Origin of the sequence: Cochlodiniinecator piscidefendens, assembly GCF_011326755.1 — a bacterium.
GTDB classification, from domain to species: domain Bacteria; phylum Pseudomonadota; class Alphaproteobacteria; order Rhodobacterales; family Rhodobacteraceae; genus Cochlodiniinecator; species Cochlodiniinecator piscidefendens.
In genome coordinates, this window is the sequence record NZ_JAAOIE010000002.1 from 410,766 (window position 1) to 433,980 (window position 23,215).

Consider the following 23,215-nt stretch of genomic DNA (forward strand, 5'->3'; position numbering starts at 1 on the left):
AACCGGCCTTTCAGAGACATTAGCGACCTAAAACGTCGCTTACCCACTTTGGAGGCAATTAGATCAAAAAACTTTTAGAACGCCTTAAAGGTCAAAGTTGTCAGAGATCGCTCAATCCCTTCAATGTCCAGTAAACGATCATTGATGAATTTCCCAACGTCCTCGCCTTCAGGTACATATAGCTTTAGCATCAGGTCAAAATCGCCGCTTGTGGAATAGAGCTCAGAATGTACCTCACGCATGATGATATCTTCGGCCACTTTATAGGTTTGACCGGGGCGGCAGCGTAGCTGCACAAAAACGAGCGTCGACATTGCGCTTTCTCCGAATGATTGTTTCTTAAGGCTTTGCACAGATGCCGCACCCGCGACAACCTTGATCTGCACTCAAACGCAGGGCATAAGCCAATCACAGCATAAGCGGAGCCTAAAATGCGCACAGCCCAAATCACCCGCAAGACCGCCGAAACGGATATCATTGTTGATTTAAACCTTGATGGTACCGGCACATATGACAATCAAACCGGTGTTGGTTTTTTTGACCACATGCTGGATCAACTCGCGCGACATTCGCTTGTTGATATGAAAGTCCGCGCAACAGGTGATTTGCACATCGATGACCACCACACCGTCGAAGATGTGGGCATCGCAATCGGTCAGGCATTGACCAAAGCCATGGGCGACAAAAAAGGTATCAACCGGTATGGTTCGTGCCACCTTCCAATGGATGACGCCCAGATCCGGTGCGCGCTCGATCTATCCGCACGCCCATTTCTAGTGTGGAACGTCGATATTCCAACCCAGAAGATCGGCACGTTTGACACAGAACTCGTGCGTGAATTTTTTCAGGCCTTCGCAACACACGGCGGCATCACGTTACATATTGACCAACTTCACGGCTTTAACAGCCACCATATCGTCGAGGCGGCGTTTAAGGCCGTAGCCCGCGCCCTTCGCGACGCGCTAGAGGTTGATCCGCGCAAAGCAGATGCCATTCCATCCACCAAAGGGGCGCTTTGAACTGTGTTAACCGCGATTATTGACTATGGCTCAGGCAATCTGCACTCGGCAGAAAAGGCCTTCCAACGCATGGCCCAAGAAACAGATGCAGGTGATGTGATCGTCACCAGCGACGCTGACACAATCGCGCGTGCAGATCGTATTGTCCTACCGGGTGATGGGGCCTTTCCTGCCTGTGCAACTGAATTGCGTGACCACAAAGGCATTTATCAGGCTTTGGAAGAGGCCGTCGTGACCAACGCCCGCCCCTTTTTAGGGATTTGCGTTGGGATGCAATTGATGGCCACATGGGGCCGCGAATACGAAGATACCGCAGGACTTGATTGGATCAAAGGCGAAGTGGTGGAGATCAAACCGACTGATCCAACGCTCAAAGTGCCACATATGGGCTGGAACGATCTTATCCTAGAGGGCGCGCATCCAGTCCTGACAGGCATCAAAGACGGCGACCATGCATACTTCGTGCATTCATATCACTTCCGCACCGACAATGCTGCCGATCGTTTGTCCTATGTCGACTATGCTGGCGATATCACAGCCATCATTGCACGCGACACAATGGTTGGAATGCAGTTTCACCCAGAGAAAAGCCAGAAAACCGGCCTTACGATGATCGCTAACTTTCTGAACTGGGCGCCTTAACGGGCGAAGCCCCTAATACAGCGACCGCCCCTTGGGCGGTCACAATTTGGTTGATCTTCACAGACTCACCCGGGACCACGTTTGGCTAGAACACACAAGCCCACCCAAGATGCAGCCGCGCAAACGTGCACTGTCACCATCCAGATTCATGCGCCCGATGTAAATTTTGTCATTTGAAGGCCGCCAAACGCTCCCGTGATATTCACCGTCCCCTTGAGGTTCCATATCGATCACCAACTGGCGTCCCAAATTGGGGGATTGATACGAGCCGCTGCTATTGAATGTCTCGGCTATATGTCCGCAGTAGGCCGAGCCGCATGGCGTAATCGCAATATGGGCATATGATCCGTCGTCCACTTCGGTCTGCCAGGTGCCTTCAATCGGATCCGCTTGTGCGCCAACCACACTCAACACCAGTGCCAAGACGCTCATCGAAAGTACTTTCATACCATCCTCCCTAGATATGTCCTCAGCAGTCTGTCCCCTCCTCGCGCCATCTGGCAAGCATGACGTAGGGGCGGCAGGATGTCCTTTGCAATTTATCACCGACCATGCAAAACAACGCCAACGATGCCAAGATCACCGATTCAAGGACAATACCTATGATCCTCTACCCTGCTATTGATCTCAAAGACGGGAACTGCGTGCGCCTTTATAAAGGCGAAATGGATCAGGCCACTGTCTTTAGCGATGATCCCGCAGCCCAAGCTAAATCCTTTGAGGACGCAGGTTGCGAATGGCTGCACTTGGTTGATCTAAACGGCGCCTTTGCCGGCGAACCCGTAAACGCGGCCCCGGTTGAGGCTATTCTCAAGGCTTGCTCTGTTCCGGCGCAGTTGGGTGGCGGCATTCGAGATATGAAAACCATCGAAACTTGGATCAACAAAGGGCTGGCACGCGTCATTCTTGGAACTGTGGCCGTCGAAGATCCTGATCTGGTGCGCGAAGCAGCGCGTGCTTTTCCCGGCCGTGTCGCAGTTGGGTTGGATGCCCGCAATGGTATGGTCGCAACGCGCGGCTGGGCCGAAGAGACGGACCTCACCGTAACGGATCTCGCGAAGTCTTTTGAAGATGCAGGCGTTGCAGCGATCATTTACACCGACATCAACCGCGATGGTGCGATGCAAGGCCCCAACGTAGAGGCGACAGCGGCGCTCGCCAACGCGGTTTCAATTCCTGTCATTGCCTCGGGCGGCGTTTCATCCCTTGATGACTTACGCGCCCTCAAATCCAGCGGTGCCGCGCTCAACGGCGCGATCTCTGGTCGGGCCCTTTACGATGGTGCCATTGATTTGGCCGAAGCACTTGCGGTTTTGAAGTAACACTTTCCCAATTTCTTTGAGATCGGCCGCAGCTCACATCGGGCTGCGGCTTTTCTTTTGGGTGGTCCAGACATACTTTTGACATTAATGGGCGCAGACCCAAAGCAACGTAAAAACAGAGCAGACATTTATGGCCATAGGTCAAGCAGGCAGCATCACCACCAACTCTCCGGGGGTGAACACGCCAATAACGATTAATTTGACACAACCATTGACCGATCCGGTCTTTGCGCTGTCTGCCACCAACAACGGTGGCAATCAGTTCACGCTACGCGTCACTGATCAAACGCTTGATGCCGATGGCAACACCACGTCGTTTTCTTTTATCATCGAAGAATGGGAATATCACGACGGGGCCCATCCAGCGACCGAAACCATCAACTGGATCGCGGTTGAAGAAGGCGTGCATACTCTCCCTGATGGCCGCATCATCGAGGCAGGTCGCACGACGACAGACGGCGTAGGCGCAGATTCCAACGTCAATTTTGCCGGCGACTTTTCATCCGATGTCGGCGGTTTTCCATCCGGTGCCCCAGTTGTTTTGACCTCAGTTATGTCAAATAACGACACAACAACAGTTGACAGTGACCCGACGGGAATTTCGACATCCGGCTTTAATATCTCGTTGCAAGAGGAAGAAGCAGAGGACGATGATCACAGCGATGAAACCATCGGCTGGATCGCTATTCAAACCGGCGGCAACGCCACCTCTGGTACCGCGAATATCTATGACGGCGTAGACGAAAACACAGATACTTTGGGCCTGGGTGCTACGTTCGGCACATCCATTGTTGTCGGAGAAACCCAAACCATTAACGGCGGTGACACAGCCACAGTTGTGATTGACGGGCAGACAAATTCAACCGTCGGATTGTTTATTGAAGAAGAACAATCCGACGACAATGAAACCAACCATATCAATGAAACAGTTGCGGTCGTTGCATTTGAAGAAGGGCTCATTCCTTGTTTCACCACAGGTGCTATGATCCTCACCACGACAGGTCCACGCCGCGTAGAAACTTTGTCAGTTGGCGATATGATCCCGACTGTGGACAATGGCCCGCAACCCATTCGATGGATTTGCAAGCGCAAGTTAAACCACACTGATTTGATCAGTTCCCCTAACTACCGCCCGGTGATCATCCGCAAGGACGCGATTGCGCCAGGCTGGCCAGACCGCGATATATCCGTTTCAGCCCAACATCGTATGCTGATAACCGGCTGGAAAGCCGAGCTTCTCTTTGGTGCTGACGAAATTCTAGTGCCTGCGCGGGGGCTTCTTGATGATCAAAAGGTTCTGGTTGATCATCAAGCGGAATCCGTCACCTATTTTCACATTCTTTTCGATCGGCACGAAGTGATCTATGCGAATGCATTGCCCACCGAAAGCCTGCACGCGGGGCAATTGTCAAAAGGATTGGTTCCAGATGCCGCACGCGAAGAACTGTTTTCACTGTTCCCCGGTCTTCGTTGCTTTGAAACCAATTTTGGCCCAACGGCCCGCCCCACCACAACGGTGCGCGAATCTGGCCTATTGATTTAGGTTTTCCTTTTTCAACAAACCCCCTATGAACACATCAACGCAAACGCAGATTACTTCACCAGGGCCCTCATGTTAAAAACCCGCATTATTCCATGCCTCGACGTCGCCGAAGGTCGCGTTGTCAAAGGGGTTAATTTTGTCGATTTGATCGATGCAGGCGACCCCGTCGAAAGCGCGCGCGCCTATGATCGCGCGGGTGCTGATGAAATCTGTTTTCTCGATATCAAAGCAACCCATGAAAACCGCGGCACCATGTTCGATGTGGCCCGCCGTACCGCCGAACAATGCTATGTCCCGCTGACCATTGGCGGCGGCGTGCGCAGTGCAAAGGATGTCCGCGACCTTCTGCTCGCTGGCGCGGATAAGGTCAGCTTTAATTCAGCAGCAGTCGCCAATCCTGATGTGGTTTCAGAGGCCGCCAACCAGTTCGGCAATCAGTGCATTGTGGTCGCAATTGACGCCAAAACAGTCGCCCCCGGCAAGTGGGAGATATTTACACATGGCGGCCGCAATGCGACGGGTATCGACGCTGTAGACTTTGCCAAAACTATGGTCGCCAAAGGGGCTGGTGAAATCCTTCTGACCTCCATGGATCGCGATGGAACGCGCGCTGGTTTCAACCTACCCTTGACCCGTGCCATATCCGATGCGGTTGGCGTTCCGGTCATCGCATCCGGGGGCGTTGGAACCTTGGATCACCTTGTCGAAGGTGTCACCGAAGGCGGCGCAAGCGCTGTACTGGCCGCGTCTATCTTCCACTTTGGCGACTACACAATCCAAGAAGCCAAAGAACATATGTCAAACGCTGGCATCCCAATGAGGCTGACATGACCACGCTAGAGCGCCTCGCGCAAACCGTCGCAGAACGCAAATCCGCCGACCCAGACAGCAGCTGGACCGCAAAGCTTTTTGCCAAAGGCCCTGAAAAATGTGCTGAGAAATTCGGCGAAGAAGCTATTGAGGCCATTATCGCGGCCGTCAAAAATGACAAAGCGGAATTAACCGCCGAAGCCGCTGATGTTCTGTTTCATCTTTTGGTGATGCTCGAATCTCGGGATGTTGCACTTACAGATGTTTTTGCAGAACTAGATCGACGCGAAGGCACCTCTGGTCTCGTCGAAAAGGCCGGACGCAAACCGTAATAATCGCTTTCAACACGCGCCCACCCGAGCCCACAGGGCGAGATATAGAGCGGCCCCAAAGGGGCCTCCGCTTGGTTACTCTCATAGTTTTTATTGACCTCTTTTTCTGCGGTGGCTAAGCCGAAAGAAACCGACAGGAGGTCACATGTATCAGGGCAATTATCTCGCAAGCACATTACGTCGCGCCAGCCTTGGACGTGAAAGAGCAGTCTTTTTGACGGACCACCAAACCGGTCGATCAATGTCTTACGGCGATTTCTTTGCCAATGCTGAACGTATGGCAAATGCACTGGTTGCACTTGGTGTTACCCCCGGTGACCGGGTCGCGGTGCAGACCCCTAAAACCGTCGCAATGCTTGAACTTTACATAGGATGCGTGTTGGCCGGTGCGGTCTTTCTTCCGCTCAACCCGGCATATACAGCCGCTGAGATTTCCTATTTTTTGGACGATGCTCGCCCCACCCTCTTCGTTTGTGATCCGGCAAAGCATAGCTCCCTTGATCCTGTCGCCGCGTCATGTGGCGTGACTCATATTCTTGACCTAAGTCCAGAAGAAACCGGCAGCCTCATCGCGGCCCGCGACGCCCAAAACGCCGGTTTTGAGGCCGTAGATCGCGCACCGCTAGATCTGGCAGCTATTCTCTACACCTCAGGCACGACAGGGCGATCAAAAGGCGCGATGCTGACCCACCGTGCATTAGCATCCAATTCACTCACACTTCGGGATCATTGGCGTTTCACCTCTGATGATGTGCTCATACATGCCTTGCCGATTTTCCACACACATGGGCTGTTCGTTGCGACCAATATCACGCTCATGGCCGGGGGCGCGCTTCACTTCATGCAAGGCTTTGACCCTCAGGCAATCATCGACACTATGCCTCGTGCAACTGCGTTGATGGGGGTTCCAACGTTTTACACCCGCCTGTTAGACACCCCCGGTCTTGCCGATGCAAGCAAGGGAATGCGTTTGTTCGTATCAGGCTCCGCCCCACTTTTGGCTGAAACCCATGTGCGTTGGGCTGAAACGACCGGCCACGGTATTCTCGAACGCTATGGCATGACTGAAACCAATATGAACACCTCTAACCCCTATGACGGGGAGCGGCGCGCGGGAACCGTTGGATTTGCTTTGCCTGGCGTAGAACTAAAAGTTTGCGACGCTGATGGCTCTCCGCTCCCCCAAGGGGAAATCGGAACATTAGAAGTACGCGGCGACAACGTTTTCGCGGGTTACTGGCAGATGCCAGAAAAAACCGCCGAAGAATTGCGCGAGGATGGTTTCTTTATCACCGGAGATCTCGGGAAAATTGATGAGGATGGATATGTTCACATCGTTGGCCGTGGCAAAGACCTGATTATCACCGGCGGATTTAACGTGTACCCAAAAGAAATCGAAAGCCTGATTGACGATATTCCTGAGGTTTTAGAAAGTGCCGTCATTGGGGTCCCGCATGCTGACTTTGGCGAAGCCGTCATTGCTATTGTCGTACCCCAACGTGGCTTAAGCTTAGATATCGATAAGCTCAAAACCCAATGTTCGCACGAGTTGGCAAAATTCAAACAGCCTAAGCAAATCATTCTGCTTGAGGAATTGCCACGAAACACGATGGGGAAGGTGCAAAAAAACGCCCTGCGGGAAACCTACAGGGCGCTCTTTAGCTAAATTTTGGCAATGTGATCTATTTTAAGAAAACTTCGCCTTTCATGGTGTCAGCTATCGGTGCGCCCATTAAGCTTAGCACTGTTGGTGCGAGCTGGGTCTGGCACAGGATTGTATCCTCAGACGGACCCTCTGCATCACCAAAGTAGTAGAACGCAAAGTCCTGTTGCAGTTCACCGCGGCCCCCATGATGGCCACGTTCGCTTTGACCATGGTCCGCAGTAACGACCACTTCATAACCGTTCTCACGCCACCGCTTTAGGAACGGCGCAAGCGTTTCGTCCATGTTGAAACAAGCTTGATCCATTTCGTGGCAAGCATGATGGAATCTGTGCCCCATGCTATCAAGGGTACAAGTGTGAAGAATGCCATAATCAAGATTGTGGCGTTCCGTCAGCATGGTCAGAGTAGCAAAAAGATCCGCGTCAGATGGGGTCATCTGATTAGTCATTCCGTAACCTGTCATCGAATGAAACCGACCATGATTGATCGTGTCACTTTCTGGTTCATCATATTCCAAATCACGCACAAGATCGAAAGGCGCACGATTGAAAAATTCTGACCAGAAGGAATGCGTTACCGCCCCGGTGACTCCGCCAGCTTTGCGGACCTGAGAGAATACATCAGGCACAGACAAACGAAACACATCGTGATTGCCGGTACAACCATGCACAGCAGGCACTACGCCCGTGTGAATAGACGCGTAACATGAAGCAGAAGTCGAAGGCAGCACTGCGCGCATCTTCCAGACACGCGCATCGCCGTTTGCAACCCAACCTTCAAGGTTTCCAAAGAGAGACCGCCAGTTTCTCCAAGGCACGCCATCAAGTACGATGACGAGAAGCTTTTTTTCCATTAGTTTCCAGCACTTTCCATTTTACGGTGGGCAAGAACCTCTTCGAGCCATCCGAGTTTCATCTCGGGTACTGAAGACAAGAGGAGGTCGGTGTAGTCATCAAATGGCGGATTCAGAACCTTTGATTTCGGTCCGTAACGCACCAATTCACCCTGATACATCACAGCAATAGAGTCAGCGATGGCCTTAACCGTTGCCAAATCATGCGTGATAAACAGATAGCTTACATTTTCGATTTTTTGCAGGTTCAGCAAAAGCTTGAGAATGTCTTCGGCCACCAGCGGGTCAAGCGCACTGGTTACCTCATCGCAGATAATCAACTTAGGCTTAGCGGCCAAAGCACGCGCGATGCAAACACGTTGCTTTTGGCCACCTGAAAGCTCAGCTGGGTAGCGGTCAATAAAGCCCTCTCCCATCTCGATCTCATCCAAAAGTTCAACGATCCGTTTGTGTTTTTCAGCACCTTTCAGACCAAAATAGAACTCAAGTGGACGACCTATAATTGTCCCAATTGTTTGACGTGGGTTCATCGCCACATCAGCCATCTGGTAAATCATCTGTAGCTCACGCAGGTCTTCTTTGGTGCGTCCCGCTAGATCTGCAGACAAAGTGCGCCCACCGAATTCGATAGATCCTGTGTGCGGAGGCAACAGCCCCGTAATGACACGTGCAAGTGTCGATTTACCGGAGCCGGATTCCCCAACAACAGCTAAGGTGTGCCCTGCTTCCAGTTCCACCGACACATCTTTCAACACGTCAAACTTCAAACCACTGTACCGCGCGGAAATGCCGTCGACCTTTAGGACCACATCACCGGTTTCAGGCTTTTCTTCGTGAATGTTGGATCGAACAGAAACCAAGGCCTGTGTATAGGGTTCCGACGGCGTGTTAATAATATGATCAACTGTACCATATTCCACCATACGACCGTGCTGAAGCACCATGATATGGTCTGATACCTGTGCCACAACCGCCAAATCGTGCGTGATGTATAGAGCAGCGACACCGGTGTCCCGGATTGCCTCTTTAATGGCTGCAAGAACGTCGATCTGCGTGGTCACATCAAGCGCGGTCGTCGGTTCATCAAAGATCACCAAATCGGGCTGCGGACACAAGGCAAGTGCAGTCATGCACCGCTGTAATTGTCCCCCAGAAACCTGGTGAGGATAGCGATTACCGATGTTTTCAGGGTCAGGCAAACCGAGTTTGGTAAACAACGTCACCGCACGCGCTTCGGCTTCTTCTTTGGAACAAAGGTTGTGCTTGGTGCAGGCTTCTGTCACCTGCGCCATGATTTTTTTCGCCGGATTGAAAGACGCCGCCGCAGATTGGGAAACATAGGTGACTTCGTGCCCACGGAAGGTACGCAAATCCCCTCCTTTTAGGTTCAGAATGTCACGCCCATTGACGAAAACTTCGCCCCCGGTCAGCTCTACCCCACCTCGGCCATAAGCCAAGGTGGACAGACCAATCGTAGACTTCCCAGCACCAGATTCGCCAATCAGCCCAAGAACTTTCCCCTTCTCAACCGTGAAATCGACACCATGGACAATTTCTATGTCTTTGGGTTTTTCGCCCGGTGGGAAAATGCGTGCCCCAATCTTGAGGCCACGCACATCAACAAGAGTATCAGCCATTACGGCCCCCTTTCAGGCTTGCAGTACGGGACAAAACCCAGTCCGCAATTAGGTTCACTGAAATTGCGAGAATAGCAATCGCAATACCTGGTACGATCGCGGCAGGTATACCGTAGATCAAACCTTCTTTGTTCTCTTTCACAATACCGCCCCAGTCAGCGTCAGGTGGTTGCACACCAAGACCGAGGAACGAAAGTGTCGAAACAAAGAGCACCATAAAGATAAAGCGCAATCCAAGCTCAGCGACCAAAGGCGACAATGCATTTGGAAGAATTTCACGGAACACGATCCACATGGTTTTCTCACCACGTAGTTTTGCGGCCTCAACGTAATCCATCACATTGATGTCCACACTGACGGCGCGCGCCAAACGGAACACACGTGTCAGGTCCAACAGGCCCATAACTAAGATCAGAACCGGGATGGTCACAGGAACGACCGACAAAACAACCAAAGCAAAAATCAATGTTGGAATTGACATGATCAAGTCGATAAAGCGCGACAGAACCATATCCACCCAACCGCCAATAACAACAGCAGAAAACGCGAGCGTGGTTCCCAAGGTGAACGAAATTACTGTCGCTGCCGCCGCCACAAAGATTGTGGTGCGCCCGCCATAGATCATCCGACTTAGTAGATCGCGTCCGATGTTATCAGTTCCAAGCCAATGCTCCCATGAAATGGGTTCCCAGAAATCACCAATGATGGCGCTAGGATCATAGGGTGCAATCCAAGGTGCAAAGATTGCACTTAAGAAAAACAACCCGGTGAAGAACAGCCCAATAAGGGCACTTAACGGAATACGCATCATTTCGGGTGCCTCAGTCTTGGGTTCGCAAGGATGCTGATGATGTCAGCAAACATATTAAACAGGATGTAAACTGCAGCGAAGATCAAGCCAGCGGCTTGGACGACAGGCACGTCGCGTTTCGTCACGTGATCAACGAGATACTGCCCCATCCCCGGATAGTTAAACACCACCTCGACAACGACAACCCCAACGATCAAGTATGCCATATTAAGCATAACGACGTTCACAACCGGTGCGATAGAATTCGGGAACGCGTGCCGTGCAATAATTTCGAACCGCGACAGACCTTTCAGCTCGGCTGTTTCTATGTAGGCAGATTCCATCACATTCAAAATGGCTGCTCGCGTCATGCGCATCATTTGAGCAAGCACAACAAAAGTAAGAACAAGCACAGGGAGAAGGATCGCTTCGAGACGTTCGAAAACGCCCATATTCGCAGTCACGATCGACAATGGGTTCAGCAATTGCCATTTTACCGCGACAAAGAACATGATCACGTATCCGACGATAAATTCGGGCACCGAAATCAGTGTCAAAGTTATCGCAGAAATCATTTTATCAGGCCAGCGATCACGGAAGCGTACCGCGAGCAAACCGAGGAAGATAGCGAGTGGAACCGAAATCAGAGCGGCCCAGAACGCAAGAAAGAGTGTCTTGGAAAAACGATCTGCCAGCGCGCTGGTGATATCTACGCCGTTGGTCAGCGCTACACCAAGATCGCCTCTGACGACTCCACCGAGCCATTCAAAGTAGCGTACAATTGCAGGGCGTCCTAGACCCATTTCGGCGCGTAAGTTAGCGAGAGCTTCAGCTGTAGCTGATCTTCCCAGAACCGCTTGGGCGGCATCACCAGGTAGGATTTCTATCCCAAAAAAGATCAACGCCGAGGCGGCGAGCAGCAAAAGGCAACCCAGCGCTAAGCGCTGGATTACCAATTTAATCATTTGCGATGACACTCTGTTTGCCCCGCCTTAGGAGAACCAAGTCCGAACGCCGACAAAGCCGTTCATCATGGAACCATTAGGATCATTTTCCCAACCAGCAACATTCGCAGACGTTCCATCAAGGAACTGATTGAACATTGGATTGATCAAGCCGCCATCTTCGCGCAGCAAGTATCCCATTTGGCTGTAAAGCTCGAAACGACGTTCAAGGTCCAGCTCTGCACGTGCTTCGATAAGAAGAGCGTCAAATTCTGGGCTGCTGAAGCGTGTATCGTTCCAATCCGCGCTAGATAGATAAGCAACAGAATACATCTGATCCTGCACCGGACGGCCACCCCAGTATGAAGCACAGAATGGTTTCACATTCCAAACCTCTGACCAGTAACCATCTGAAGGTTCACGCTGGATTTCCAATGGAATGCCAGCTGCCTGACATGACTGCTGGAACAAAGCCGCAGCGTCCATCGCACCCGGGAACGCAACTTCAGAAGCGCTTAGGATAATCGGTGAACCATCATGGCCTGACGCTTCGTAGTGCTGGCGCGCCATTTCAAGGCTGTGTTCACGCTGAGGAATTTCAGTGTCAAACAATGGGTATGTTTCGTTAACCGGAAGGTCGTTACCGATTTCACCGTAACCAGCCAATACCTTTTCAACCATTTCTTCGCGGTTGATCGCATATTTCAATGCAAGGCGCAGGTCTTTGTTATCAAACGGTGCAGTGTCTGTGTGCATAATAAAGACATAGTGGCCTTTACCAGCTGTCGCACGCACTTCAACGTTCGGCGCACGGTTAAACAGACCAGCAGTCCGTGGTGGAACGCGGTTGATAAAGTGAACCTGACCAGATTGCAGTGCAGCCGTACGAGAGGTTTCGTCGTTGATGAACAGAATCTCGGCTGTGTCGTAGTGACCAACACTTGGATCCCAGTGATCTTCAAAACGCTCAAACGCATAACGGACGCCTGGTTCTTCAGAAGTGATTCTGTATGGGCCTGTTCCAATACCGTCTGCAGGTGTGTTCATGCCGCCATCTGGCTGAATAACCAAGTGGTAGTCGCTCATCAGATATGGAAGGTCGGCGTTTGCAGAGGTCAAAGTCAGCTTAACGCTATCACCATCTGCTTCGATGGTTGAGATCCCGCGCATAATACCAAGCGCACCAGATTGAGAATCTTCATTTGAGTGGCGCTGCAGTGTTTTTACAACGTCATCGACGGTCATCGTGTTGCCGTTATGGAATTTCACGCCCTGACGGATCTTGAATGTCCAAACAAGGCCACCTTCTGATGGTTCAAAGCTTTCAGCCAAACGTGGATCAATTGTCCCGTCGGCGTTAACATTGACCAGTGTATCACCGGTCATACGACCAGCTGACTGACCTACGTCATTGGTTACGGTTGCAGGGTCAAGCGACGCGGTGCTTTCGCCGCCAGAAATCCCCATAGAGAAATGCCCACCTTTGTTTGGTGTGCTTGCTTGAGCAGAAGTCGCGAGCATGGATTCGGCAACAACAGCAGATACGCCGAGTGCAGTTGCACGCCCCATGAAATCACGGCGCGACATGCGACCTTTGGCTACTTCATTGCTGTAGTGGTCCAGTTCTTTTGACATTTTTGTCTTTCTCCCAGTTGATTTTTTTGAGCTTGGCAGAGCCGTATCTCAGTAGCAATCTCTTTTAAGTTCCCGCGCAATTTTCTTGCGCTGGTTTATTTTGTAATATTAATTACAGTTTATGTAACCAATACAACAAAAAATGTGGTCAGATGGAAAAAATGTTACTAAGTCGTCGAATAAGGACTGGATTCCGTCAACCGAGACGTTCTTTCCTCTAAACCTACACTTAAGAAGCACACGTTAGATGGCCCGAAAAAAAATTGATCGTCAATCACGGTTGTTAGAAATCATCGCAAATACAGGCTATGGTCGCATTGAGGACCTTGCAGGTTCCCTATACGTGTCAGAGCAGACCATTAGGCGAGACATCTTCGAACTGGATCAAGCTAAGAAACTTAGACGCACACATGGCGGTGCAGTTTTCCTCGGCGGTGTAGAGTCCCAAGATTATATACAAAGACGGTTTTCAGCGACCGATGTTAAACATCGTATTGCAGAGAAAGTTGTCTCTCTCATTTCAGATGGCGATTCCATTTTTCTGGACGCGGGAACCACATGCGAAGTGATCGCCAAAGCGCTGCATGCACGCCGTGATTTGAAAATTGTCACCTACAGTCTCGCTGCTGCGATGCACCTAAAGGACAGAAACGACTTCACGATTGCCCTCCCCGGGGGATTCTTGCGACATATCGATGGAAGCCTTTTCGGCGGTCCAGTGGAGGGGTTCATGGAAAAGTTTCGTTTTGATTGTTCTATCATTTCGGTATCTGGCATCAGCCCCAGCGGAGAACTCGCAGATGACGATCATTGGGAAGTCGCCAATGTCAAATTGGCTATACAACGTTCGCAGAACGTAATTTTGGCATCTGATTCTTCGAAGTTCGCTAAACCCGGGCACGTTGCACTTTGTACCTTCGACGACGTCTCCATGTTTGTGACAGATGGGCTACCACAAACTTCGCTTGGCGCTCAGATCCAAGATCAGGTCGATGTACATCTAGTTTAGGGGTTTTCCTGCGTCCCATTATAATGCACCGTCCCCAAATCTGGGAGGGTCCGATGACGCGCAAAGCAAAAAACATTCTGTTTATTATGTTTGATCAACTGAGGTTCGACTATCTCAGTTGTGCTGGACATCCACATTTGCAAACACCACATTTAGACGCGTTGGCCGCAAAAGGCGTTCGGTTTTCACGCGCCTATGTTCAATCCCCTGTGTGTGGGGCTTCTCGTATGTCGACTTATACGGGCCGATATGCCTCTAGCCACGGTGCCCAATGGAATGGGTTTCCGCTCAGGGTTGGGGAACTGACCATGGGTGACCATTTGCGTGAGAATGGGATGGGATGTTGGCTCATCGGCAAAACCCATATGCGCGTAGATGAAAAGGGCATGGAACGCCTAGGTCTGGCCCGTGATAGTGTTATTGGCGCGCGACAGGCGGAATGTGGCTTTGATGTTTGGTTGCGTGATGATGGCCTATGGGCGGAAGGGCCCGATGGGTATTATGATGCCGGGCGATCCCCTTATAATGAATACCTTAAATCAAAGGGCTATGAAGGGGATAACCCCTGGGGCGATTTTGCCAATGCCGGTATAAACGAAGGTAATATCGCCAGCGGTTGGTTCATGAAACACGCCGATAAAGAAGCCAATATAAAAGAAGAAGACAGCGAAACACCTTGGCTCACATCAGAGGCCATTCAGTTTATCGAACAACAGGGCAGCGATCCTTGGCTGTGTCATCTTTCATTTATCAAGCCCCACTGGCCCTACATTGTGCCTGCGCCCTATCATGATATGTTCGGGCCACAGCATGTCCTCCCTGCCAATCGCGCCGATGAAGAACGCAAAGATGCTCATCCCGTGCATGATGCCTTTATGAACAATGTCATCGGCCAAGCTTTTTCTCGTGATGAAGTAAGGGAAAAGGTCATACCCGCCTATATGGGCCTGATAAAACAAGCGGATAACCAAATGGGGCGGCTGTTTGATTATTTAGAAACAAGTGGGCGGATGGAGGATACAATGATTGTCGTGACCTCTGATCATGGGGATTATTTGGGCGATCATTGGCTTGGCGAAAAGGATTTGTTTCACGATCCGTCGGTTAAAGTGCCGCTCATCATCTATGATCCATCTTCAGAAGCGGACGCAACGCGCGGTACTGTCGATGATCACCTCGTCGAAGCTATTGATCTATTGCCAAGCTTTATTGAAATCGCTGGTGGCACTGTCCCTGACCACATCACCGAAGGGCGTTCATTGCTGCCAATATTACACGGTGAAAACCCAGAATGGCGTGACTATGCGATCAGTGAATATGATTTTTCCGCGACGCCAATGTGCGTCAAACTTGGGCTAGCCCCCCGAGATGCGCGTCTGTTCATGATTGCAGATAAGCGATGGAAATTCATGCATGCCGAAGGTGGATTGCCGCCAATGCTCTTTGACCACGAGAATGACCCAAATGAGTTAATTGATCTAGGCCGTTCGGCAGAGCACAAAGACATCTTAGATATGATGTATGAACGTTTGGGAAGATGGGGACGGCGTATGTCGCAACGGGTTACACGCTCTGACCAGGACATCATCAATTCACGTGGCGGATCACGGCGCAAAGGTATTTTGCTAGGCGTGTTTGATGAAGACGACATTGATCCAGAACTCACCGTTAAATATCGCGGCCCTCAGACGAAGGACTACCGACAATGACCACCGACATTCTTGCTGAACTCAAAACGATCGTTGGCCAGAACAATGTGCTTGATCAAAACGAAGACCGGACGGCCTATGATACAGATATACTTGGCGTATATTCGGAACAATCGCTGGCTGTTGTGCGCCCAGCGTCAACGCAAGAAGTCGCTGCGGTTCTAAAATTAGCTCACGACACAGGCACTGCCGTTGTTCCCCAAAGCGGCAATACAAGCCTTGCGGGTGGCGCAACACCAACCGGTGACGCGACACAAATCATTCTTAGCCTTGGGCGGTTGAACCGAATAACGGACATTAACACTAAAACGCGTATCGCACGCGTCGAAGCTGGTGTTGTTCTGGAAAACCTTCACACTGCGGTCGAAGAACAGGAACTCATCTTTCCGTTGATGTTCGGTGCCCGTGGCACAGCACTTCTGGGCGGAGCCTTATCCACAAATGCAGGTGGGTCCAACGTGGTTCGCTACGGCAACACCCGTGCACTCGTTTTGGGATTAGAAGTGGTAACGCCGGACGGTCGCGTCATGAATTTGATGTCTGAACTGCATAAAGACAACACAGGCTATGACCTGAAAGATCTATACATCGGGGCCGAGGGTACACTAGGTGTCATAACCGGTGCGGTGCTGAAACTATTCCCCAAGCCATCGGCTTATGCAACTGCTTATCTGGCGTTAAAAGACATGAGCAGCGCACTGGAACTGCTTCAGGACCTTCAATACCAAACAGGCGGCGCGGTTGAGGCTTTTGAATATTTGCCCGACTACTATTTTGAAGATTACACGACTCTATATCCTGATCGGCGCTCCCCCCTACCCGACCCTAACCCGGTGAACATTTTGGTCGAAGTCGCGGCCAGCTCAGCCCTATTGTCGCGTTCCGGGGAAAATGGGCGTGCAGTTGTGCATGATATTTTGGAAGAAACGCTCAGCGCATTTTTAGAAGACGAAAAAATCACTGATGCCGTTATCGCGCAAAGTGATGCCCAGCGCGAAGCGTTCTGGCATTGCCGCGAAAGCGCATATTACGTCAGCACCCAATTTGGCGCGATGATTGATCATGACGTTTCTGTGCCGTTAGACCATGTCGCAACATTTTTATCTGAAATGACCGCCCGCCTGCCTGCAATTGCATCAAACTACCGCGAATATGCGATTGCGCACCTCGGTGACGGGAACCTTCATTATTCGGTCGTCCCTTTGGGGCTAGATGGGCCAATACCACCCGAAACCAAAATCGCAATCACCACTTTGGTCGAAGATGTTGTAAGTGAACTTGACGGTAGTTTTAGCGCGGAACACGGCGTTGGTCAGTCCAAACGCCCATCAATGGCCCGTCGCAAGGACCCGGTAGCCCTAGATATCATGCGTCAGGTGAAATCCGCGCTTGATCCCCAATACATCATGAACCCGGGAAAGGTGATCCCGCAGGCCTAAGCTTTTGGCAGGTGCAAAGCGATCTTTGTACCTGTTTCAGCTGGGCAATTGACCAAGGTTGCACCGTGTAGCTTTGCGACCATCGCCACCAAATTCAATCCTAAGCCAGATCCCGGCGTACTGCGCGCTTTGTCTAAACGGCCAAATCGTTTAATCGCTTCGGGCCAATCATCCGCAGAAATGCCTGGCCCGCTGTCTGTGACGCACAAGACCCATTCATTCGGTTCGCTGTAAACACTCAGGGCAATGTGCCCTCCGTCCGGGCTATATTTAATCGCATTGTCCAATAGATTTGTGATGGCCATAGCCACAAATTGTCCGTGCCCAACCATCTGGGCCTGATCAATTCCATTGTAACTCAGAACTTGTTGCCGCTCGTCGGCCAAAGGTTCGTACAATTCTAATGCAGTCTGGGCGATCTCTACGAGATCAAGCGCCTCAAACTGTCCGGCCGCGATCCCGCTTTCTAATCGCGATATATCCATGAGTGCCGCAAGGACCGTTTGAATGTGCTCTAATTCGCGCAACGCATCTTCCGCGTGGCCCTCTTTGCCTTCGGCAATATCTTCCAACCGATTGTGCAGCCGGGCCAATGGTGTCCGCAGATCATGGGCGAGACTATCAGTCACGGTCCTCAACTCAGTCACCAAAGCCTCATTGCGATCGAGCATTGTGTTCAAAGAACGCGAAAGACGGTCAAATTCGTCGTCGTTCTGGGTCTCAGGGGCTCGCCGCGATAGATTACCCGCCGCAATATCTGCTGCTGCTGTCTCAATGCCTTTCAATCGACGCAGAATGCTTTTGGACACCAAATACCCTGCAACACCCCCCGTCAGCAAAAAGAACACCAACATTGCGAGCGATGCCCAGAGCAAAATCACGCGAAATTCCCGCTGTTCCCGTAAATCGCGCCCCACAAACACCTTTGCGCCCGTTGAGAGTAAAAACGCACGTCCGCCTACGGTCACGTCACGATCTTTGTCCGTGCGCACCAATTCAAGTAAGTGCCAGCTCCCGTCGAGCGGAATGTCAGGAAACCGCGATAGATTCCCCGCCAGTGGGTGATCTTCGTTCGTTGCGAATAGATAAACTGCGTCTTGGATATTCGGATCATTGGTGCGCCGCGCAATCGCCGCACGCAACGCAAATTGGCCACCATCGCGGTATTCATCAATGAGGCCGCGCAAATCCGCCTCGACCACGGCGGCGGTCTGTGCCTCTAGCAAACGCATCACGCCGTTATAAACCACCCCAAGCACAAGCACGGCGGACAAAAACGCCGCCAACACATGCGCCGCGAAAACCGAACGCGGCGTACTGGGTCTTAGAATTTTACGGATCACGCCGACAGGCAATATCCGGCCCCCCGCACGGTTTTGATCAGCTGAACTTCGGCTTCACCGTCAATCTTTTTGCGTAAGCGGCTGATATGAACATCCGTCACATTGGTTTGCGGATCGAAATGATACCCCCACACATGTTCAAGCAACATAGTCCGCGTAATCACCCGGCCGGGGTTGCGCATCATGTATTCTAGTATCTGAAATTCACGCGGCAAAAGCGCAATGTCATGTCCATCTCTTGATGCTAATCGCGTGACAAGATCCAAAGACAGCGGCCCAACAGTCAGCGACATTTCAATCGCTTCCACGGGCTGATTACGTCGTTGAATGGCTTCTAGTCGCGCAAGCAGTTCGGAAAATGCGAAAGGTTTCGCAAGATAATCATCCGCTCCACTTTGCAACCCTTCGACTCGATGATCTGTCTGGCCAAGTGCGGACAACAATAAAACCGGCGTGCGGTTGTTTTGGGAGCGCAACGTTTTAAGAACACTCAGCCCATCAATCTGCGGCAGCATCCGATCTAAGACAATCACATCAAATTCTGAAGACAGCGCCATCGCCAAACCATCGCTTCCGTTTGAACAATGGTCCGTGATGTGGCCCGCTTCACGCAAGCCTTTTTCAACATATTGCGCAGTGGCTTCGTCATCTTCGACAATAAGAATTTTCATAATCTACAGATAGCGCCCTATTGTCAGAAATTGAATGAAAAAAGACCGCCCGTGCGGGTCTTGAGGGGAAGGATGCACAGGCGGTCTCAAGTTAGCCTTGGGACACAGGAAGCGTCAGGAACCTACGCGCACCGTCACGTTCGACTTGGAGGAGAACAGTGGCGCGCGTCTTTTCCATGGCGCGGGACAGAATGGCCCCAAAGGCATCTCGGGTGGTAACCGGCTGCTGATTAACAGACAAAACGCGATCGCCGGGCCTTAGGCCTGCTTCAGCAGCGGCGCTTCCGCGCACAACGTCGTCAATCAACAACCCGCCATCATCAGGTTGCAGCGAAAGCCCCAGTGGTGCTTCGGTTTCTGATGGCATTACATCCCCAGAAAGTGATGCGCGGATAACATCGCTTTCAAGCGTGCCAATCGTAACCGGAACATCTTGTGTCTCACCGCTGCGGAAAATCGTTACGGTTTCAGTATCACCGGCCTCTGCGTCCGCAACGGCACGGGTTAGATCGCCTGTATCCTCAATCACCTTATCATTAAAGCTGAGAATAATATCACCACTCAAAATCCCCGCCCGTTGTGCTGGGCTATCAGGCGTTACATCCGCTACAATGAGACCAGTCACGGTCTCCATACCTAGACTTTCAGCAATATCCGCTGTCACCGGCTGAATGCTCACCCCAAGCCAACCGCGCGTTACGGTGCCACTTTCGACGATCTCGGCCACGATATCTTGGGCGAGTTCGGACGGAATTGAAAACCCAATGCCCACGTTACCGCCACCGGGTGCAACAATCGCAGTATTCACCCCAATGACTGTACCGTTTGGATCAAAAAGCGGCCCCCCAGAATTACCGGGGTTAATTGGTGCATCAATCTGAAGGAAATCGTCATATGGCCCTGCGCCAATGTCGCGACCACGTGCCGACACGATGCCGGCGGTGACAGTGCCAGACAATCCAAATGGCGACCCAACAGCAAAGACAGGATCGCCCACGCGGGTCACGTCAGAATCCCCCCAATTCACAAAGGGCAAGGTCACATCTTCGATGACCTTCAACACAGCCAAGTCAGTGCGAGGATCTGTTCCCAGAACTTCCGCTTCATATTCGCGACCATCCCGAAGGGTGATCGTCAGCTGGCCAGCCCCCTCGATGACATGGTTGTTGGTGACAATGATTCCGTCTTCGGAAATCACAAAACCTGACCCCAATCCACCATTGCGACGCTGCGGGCCTTGGGGGCGTTGACCTTGACCAAAACGTGGGTCGTTAAAAAACTCACGAAACATTTCGCCAAGCGGGCCTTCGGGACGAGTCCCGGATTTGTCTCCCTGACCGCCTCTCGGGGCGCTTTCAACATTTGCATTGCGAACAGCACCTGCATGAGCAGTCACTTTAACAACTGCGGGGCTTACGACTTCAATGAGGTCAGCGAGATTTGCAGGCTGTGTCCAGCCAGATGTAACTTGCGCCTGAACAGGGTTTACCGGGTTTCCGCCGAAGTAGCTGGTGGCCACCAGCGTTGAGCCCATTAATACGGCTAACCCAATCCGGCGCGCAGAATGTATCGTGATCATGATTCACCTCGTTCGTGATCTGTATGATCATCACATAGGCCCCAGATATGGAGACCACATGGAGCCAAGATGAAACTTTATTCATAAAGAGCCGCAGCAAGATTAAGAGTTGGTTCTAACAGGATATGTGCCATACACAGGCACCATCCAAAACCGAAGTCGAAACATGATTGTCTATATTGCCATATTTATTGGTGGTGCTTGCGGTTCTCTATTGCGAGAGATCCTGCCCCCGCTGCTGCCTTTAGCCGGACCATTTACCGCAACGTTCGCCATCAATACTTTGGCTTGCTTCGTACTCGGCGCGTTATATGCCCAGCGACACCGGCTTCATTCAAATATGCTGCACCTAGGGGCCGTTGGCTTTTGCGGTGGGCTGTCGACTTTTTCATCATTCGTAGCTGCAGTAATAGCCTTTGCAGATGCAGGCGAATGGGCCCATGCCTTTCTTGCGCCTGTTATCGAAATCGCTGTCGGATTACTCGCGGCGGTGATCGCTGAACGGATTTTCTCACCCAATGATAGGACTGCGCTATGACTTCGGCCCTATTCCATTTGATCTTTGCACTTGGTGGAGGGTTGGGCGCTGTTGGACGGCACTACCTCACCCAAAAAATCACCCACAAGTTTCCGGTTTCGACCTTGATCATCAATGTGTCTGGTTGTTTTTTGCTTGGTCTTGCTCTCGCGCAACTCAGTAATGCATCCCCAGAGATACGCCAACTGGCGTTTGGGTTTTGCGGTGGTTTCACGACCTTTTCAAGCTTCGCCTACCAAACCTTAGATTTGCACCGCGCGCATACAGTCATGCACGCGGCTGCAAATATTATTATCAGCTTACTTGCCTGCCTCATGAGTTTTTGGGCAGGTCACGCACTTTGGTCAATTTGATTCATCTTCCAAGTGCAACTTCATATCCATCAGGACATGTTGCAGCGCAAGCGTTTCACGCAACAAACGCTTTGCCTCGTTCACGGTGATAATCCCATCTTCGATGGATTGATTATATTCACCCATCAACATTGCAAATCTTTGCGACAGCGCGATAACATCCGCATTCACACCACCCGGTGTAGAATTGCGTCTTTCGTTGTCATAGGACATCGTTATCCCGCGTTGCTCTGCCAATGCGGAAGTGACATGCGGATAGCTCGAAACGGCCTCAAGTGCAGCGACAGCATCAACCGGCATATATCGTTCGCTATGCTCTTCGGAGTCGGAATAATACCGCCCCAGAGTTGCTTTGGATTTTCCCGTGATTTCGCATGCAGCTTCGATACCGACGTCTTTAACCAACGCTTCGGTGTGTTTTTTTAGATAACGGCCAACACTGTTCATATTCGTTCCTCAGTACCCCAGAAATTGCGCGGGGAAATCCTTTGTTCTTTTCCCATTAATCGGAATGATAAGGTTTGTCATTTAGAAATAGATCCAATTACGGATCATGCGAGTGACGACGCCCCCAGCGTCGGAAGCTTTGAGAGCCATCAGTTTTCGCTGATGGAGTGGCCCTTGTCCCTCAGGGGTTGCATGGTGGTCGCGCTGCGACTGGGATAATTTGAGACCGTTCCATCCCCAGGTCTTTGGAAAATCCTTCTTCGTATTAATAGCGCTGCTACCACTCTCGATGCTTAAACTCCACTTGATCCTTTACACCATCCAACGCTATTTGGGGCCATGGCAAAACTCTACTTTCACTATTCTACAATGAACGCAGGAAAATCAACCGTGCTCCTGCAAGCGTCGCACAACTATCGTGAACGCGGGATGGATACATATCTAATCACTGCCCAGTTCGACAATCGAGCAGGCGAAGGTGTTATTGCGTCCAGAATCGGAATTTCTGAACCAGCAGATACATTTAGCCCTGCTGACGATCTGTTTGAAAAGGTGAAAAACCGAAAAGCCGAAGGCCCGATCATCTGTGTTTTCATCGACGAAGCACAGTTTTTAACTAAGGAGCAAGTTTGGCAACTGGCAAAAGCTGTTGACGACTTAAAGGTGCCTGTAATGTGCTATGGGCTGCGCGTTGACTTTCAGGGCGAACTTTTCCCTGGCTCGGCTGCACTACTGGCGCTTGCCGATGAAATGCGCGAAGTGCGCACCATCTGCCACTGTGGAAAAAAGGCAACCATGGTCGTTCGCATGGACGAAGGCGGCACGCCTTTAAAAGAAGGCGCCCAAGTTCAGATTGGTGGAAATGAAACATATGTTTCATTGTGCCGCAAACATTGGCGACAAGCGGTAGAAGGTTGAGGCCAACTTCGCTTGC

At 51.3% G+C, this 23,215-nt stretch carries 24 protein-coding genes; 13 read left to right on the forward strand and 11 right to left on the reverse strand.

Annotation, left to right across the window (positions count from 1 at the left end; genetic code table 11):
• Positions 1-74 precede the first annotated feature (74 nt).
• The gene (locus tag G9C99_RS06710) at positions 75-314 is read right to left on the reverse strand and encodes an Lrp/AsnC ligand binding domain-containing protein (RefSeq protein WP_166416677.1); all 240 of its coding nucleotides are present in this window, start codon (positions 312-314) and stop codon (positions 75-77) included.
• A gap of 117 nt (positions 315-431) precedes the next feature.
• Here G9C99_RS06710 and hisB point away from each other — a divergent pair, with 117 nt between their 5' ends.
• Both hisB and hisH read left to right on the forward strand, forming a co-directional pair.
• Positions 432-1,019 (forward strand): imidazoleglycerol-phosphate dehydratase HisB, encoded by a 588-nt coding sequence (hisB, locus tag G9C99_RS06715; protein ID WP_166416678.1) that lies wholly within the window; start codon positions 432-434, stop codon positions 1,017-1,019.
• 3 nt (positions 1,020-1,022) lie between these two features.
• Positions 1,023-1,661, forward strand: a complete 639-nt coding sequence (gene hisH, locus G9C99_RS06720) for an imidazole glycerol phosphate synthase subunit HisH (protein ID WP_166416679.1) — start codon at positions 1,023-1,025, stop codon at positions 1,659-1,661.
• Positions 1,662-1,718: 57 nt separating this feature from the next.
• Here the strand turns inward: hisH and G9C99_RS06725 are convergent, their stop codons facing one another.
• On the reverse strand, positions 1,719-2,108 hold the full coding sequence (locus G9C99_RS06725; protein WP_166416680.1) for a DUF2147 domain-containing protein: 390 nt from the start codon (positions 2,106-2,108) through the stop codon (positions 1,719-1,721).
• Positions 2,109-2,263: 155 nt separating this feature from the next.
• Between G9C99_RS06725 and hisA the strand changes: the two genes are divergently transcribed.
• From hisA to G9C99_RS06750, 5 genes are all read left to right on the forward strand, one after another.
• On the forward strand, positions 2,264-2,983 hold the full coding sequence (hisA, locus tag G9C99_RS06730) for a 1-(5-phosphoribosyl)-5-[(5-phosphoribosylamino)methylideneamino]imidazole-4-carboxamide isomerase (protein ID WP_166416681.1): 720 nt from the start codon (positions 2,264-2,266) through the stop codon (positions 2,981-2,983).
• Between the two features lie 130 nt (positions 2,984-3,113).
• The gene (locus G9C99_RS06735) at positions 3,114-4,526 is read left to right on the forward strand and encodes a Hint domain-containing protein (protein ID WP_166416682.1); all 1,413 of its coding nucleotides are present in this window, start codon (positions 3,114-3,116) and stop codon (positions 4,524-4,526) included.
• A gap of 69 nt (positions 4,527-4,595) precedes the next feature.
• On the forward strand, positions 4,596-5,357 hold the full coding sequence (gene hisF, locus G9C99_RS06740; RefSeq protein ID WP_166416683.1) for an imidazole glycerol phosphate synthase subunit HisF: 762 nt from the start codon (positions 4,596-4,598) through the stop codon (positions 5,355-5,357).
• Positions 5,354-5,668 carry a phosphoribosyl-ATP diphosphatase gene (locus tag G9C99_RS06745; RefSeq protein ID WP_166416684.1) on the forward strand — a complete coding sequence of 105 codons (315 nt, stop codon included), beginning with the start codon at positions 5,354-5,356 and terminating at the stop codon, positions 5,666-5,668. The genes hisF and G9C99_RS06745 overlap by 4 nt, the downstream gene beginning before the upstream one ends.
• A gap of 145 nt (positions 5,669-5,813) precedes the next feature.
• Entirely contained in the window at positions 5,814-7,334 is a 1,521-nt protein-coding gene (locus G9C99_RS06750; protein WP_166416685.1) for a malonate--CoA ligase, read from the forward strand.
• Positions 7,335-7,350: 16 nt separating this feature from the next.
• Here the strand turns inward: G9C99_RS06750 and G9C99_RS06755 are convergent, their stop codons facing one another.
• Genes G9C99_RS06755 through G9C99_RS06775 form a run of 5 tightly spaced genes read right to left on the reverse strand, consistent with a single transcriptional unit; the run spans position 7,351 to position 13,193 of the window.
• Positions 7,351-8,187 carry an alkaline phosphatase family protein gene (locus G9C99_RS06755; protein ID WP_166416686.1) on the reverse strand — a complete coding sequence of 279 codons (837 nt, stop codon included), beginning with the start codon at positions 8,185-8,187 and terminating at the stop codon, positions 7,351-7,353.
• Positions 8,187-9,824, reverse strand: coding sequence for an ABC transporter ATP-binding protein (locus tag G9C99_RS06760; RefSeq protein WP_166416687.1), 1,638 nt, complete (start codon positions 9,822-9,824; stop codon positions 8,187-8,189). Before G9C99_RS06760 ends, G9C99_RS06755 begins: the two co-directional genes overlap by 1 nt.
• Positions 9,817-10,635, reverse strand: a complete 819-nt coding sequence (locus tag G9C99_RS06765; protein ID WP_166416688.1) for an ABC transporter permease — start codon at positions 10,633-10,635, stop codon at positions 9,817-9,819. Before G9C99_RS06765 ends, G9C99_RS06760 begins: the two co-directional genes overlap by 8 nt.
• Positions 10,632-11,579 carry an ABC transporter permease gene (locus G9C99_RS06770; RefSeq protein WP_166416689.1) on the reverse strand — a complete coding sequence of 316 codons (948 nt, stop codon included), beginning with the start codon at positions 11,577-11,579 and terminating at the stop codon, positions 10,632-10,634. The genes G9C99_RS06765 and G9C99_RS06770 overlap by 4 nt, the downstream gene beginning before the upstream one ends.
• Before the next feature lie 27 nt (positions 11,580-11,606).
• Entirely contained in the window at positions 11,607-13,193 is a 1,587-nt protein-coding gene (locus G9C99_RS06775; RefSeq protein ID WP_166416690.1) for an ABC transporter substrate-binding protein, read from the reverse strand.
• A gap of 247 nt (positions 13,194-13,440) precedes the next feature.
• On the opposite strand from G9C99_RS06775, the gene G9C99_RS06780 reads away from it, so the two are divergent.
• Genes G9C99_RS06780 through G9C99_RS06790 form a run of 3 tightly spaced genes read left to right on the forward strand, consistent with a single transcriptional unit; the run spans position 13,441 to position 17,350 of the window.
• Positions 13,441-14,202 (forward strand): DeoR/GlpR family DNA-binding transcription regulator, encoded by a 762-nt coding sequence (locus G9C99_RS06780; protein WP_166416691.1) that lies wholly within the window; start codon positions 13,441-13,443, stop codon positions 14,200-14,202.
• A gap of 53 nt (positions 14,203-14,255) precedes the next feature.
• On the forward strand, positions 14,256-15,911 hold the full coding sequence (locus G9C99_RS06785; protein WP_166416692.1) for a sulfatase-like hydrolase/transferase: 1,656 nt from the start codon (positions 14,256-14,258) through the stop codon (positions 15,909-15,911).
• A complete protein-coding gene (locus tag G9C99_RS06790) occupies positions 15,908-17,350 on the forward strand; it encodes an FAD-binding oxidoreductase (protein ID WP_166416693.1) in 1,443 nt (480 codons plus the stop codon). Before G9C99_RS06785 ends, G9C99_RS06790 begins: the two co-directional genes overlap by 4 nt.
• On the opposite strand, the gene G9C99_RS06795 is transcribed toward G9C99_RS06790, so the two are convergent.
• The 3 genes from G9C99_RS06795 to G9C99_RS06805 all read right to left on the reverse strand — a co-directional run bounded on the left by G9C99_RS06795 (position 17,347) and on the right by G9C99_RS06805 (position 20,943).
• On the reverse strand, positions 17,347-18,705 hold the full coding sequence (locus tag G9C99_RS06795) for a sensor histidine kinase (protein ID WP_166416694.1): 1,359 nt from the start codon (positions 18,703-18,705) through the stop codon (positions 17,347-17,349). The genes G9C99_RS06790 and G9C99_RS06795 overlap by 4 nt on opposite strands.
• The gene (locus tag G9C99_RS06800; protein WP_166416695.1) at positions 18,690-19,364 is read right to left on the reverse strand and encodes a response regulator transcription factor; all 675 of its coding nucleotides are present in this window, start codon (positions 19,362-19,364) and stop codon (positions 18,690-18,692) included. The genes G9C99_RS06795 and G9C99_RS06800 overlap by 16 nt, the downstream gene beginning before the upstream one ends.
• A 91-nt stretch (positions 19,365-19,455) precedes the next feature.
• Positions 19,456-20,943, reverse strand: coding sequence for a Do family serine endopeptidase (locus G9C99_RS06805; protein ID WP_166416696.1), 1,488 nt, complete (start codon positions 20,941-20,943; stop codon positions 19,456-19,458).
• A 166-nt stretch (positions 20,944-21,109) separates the two neighbouring features.
• Here G9C99_RS06805 and G9C99_RS06810 point away from each other — a divergent pair, with 166 nt between their 5' ends.
• Together G9C99_RS06810 and crcB are read left to right on the forward strand one after the other, a co-directional pair.
• Entirely contained in the window at positions 21,110-21,481 is a 372-nt protein-coding gene (locus G9C99_RS06810; protein WP_166416697.1) for a fluoride efflux transporter FluC, read from the forward strand.
• Positions 21,478-21,834: a fluoride efflux transporter CrcB gene (crcB, locus tag G9C99_RS06815; protein ID WP_166416698.1), complete on the forward strand. Its 357-nt coding sequence runs from the start codon at positions 21,478-21,480 to the stop codon at positions 21,832-21,834. Before G9C99_RS06810 ends, crcB begins: the two co-directional genes overlap by 4 nt.
• Here the strand turns inward: crcB and G9C99_RS06820 are convergent.
• The gene (locus G9C99_RS06820; protein WP_166416699.1) at positions 21,826-22,281 is read right to left on the reverse strand and encodes a hypothetical protein; all 456 of its coding nucleotides are present in this window, start codon (positions 22,279-22,281) and stop codon (positions 21,826-21,828) included. The genes crcB and G9C99_RS06820 overlap by 9 nt on opposite strands.
• A gap of 339 nt (positions 22,282-22,620) precedes the next feature.
• Here G9C99_RS06820 and G9C99_RS06825 point away from each other — a divergent pair, with 339 nt between their 5' ends.
• A complete protein-coding gene (locus tag G9C99_RS06825) occupies positions 22,621-23,199 on the forward strand; it encodes a thymidine kinase (RefSeq protein WP_166416700.1) in 579 nt (192 codons plus the stop codon).
• Positions 23,200-23,215: the final 16 nt, after the last annotated feature.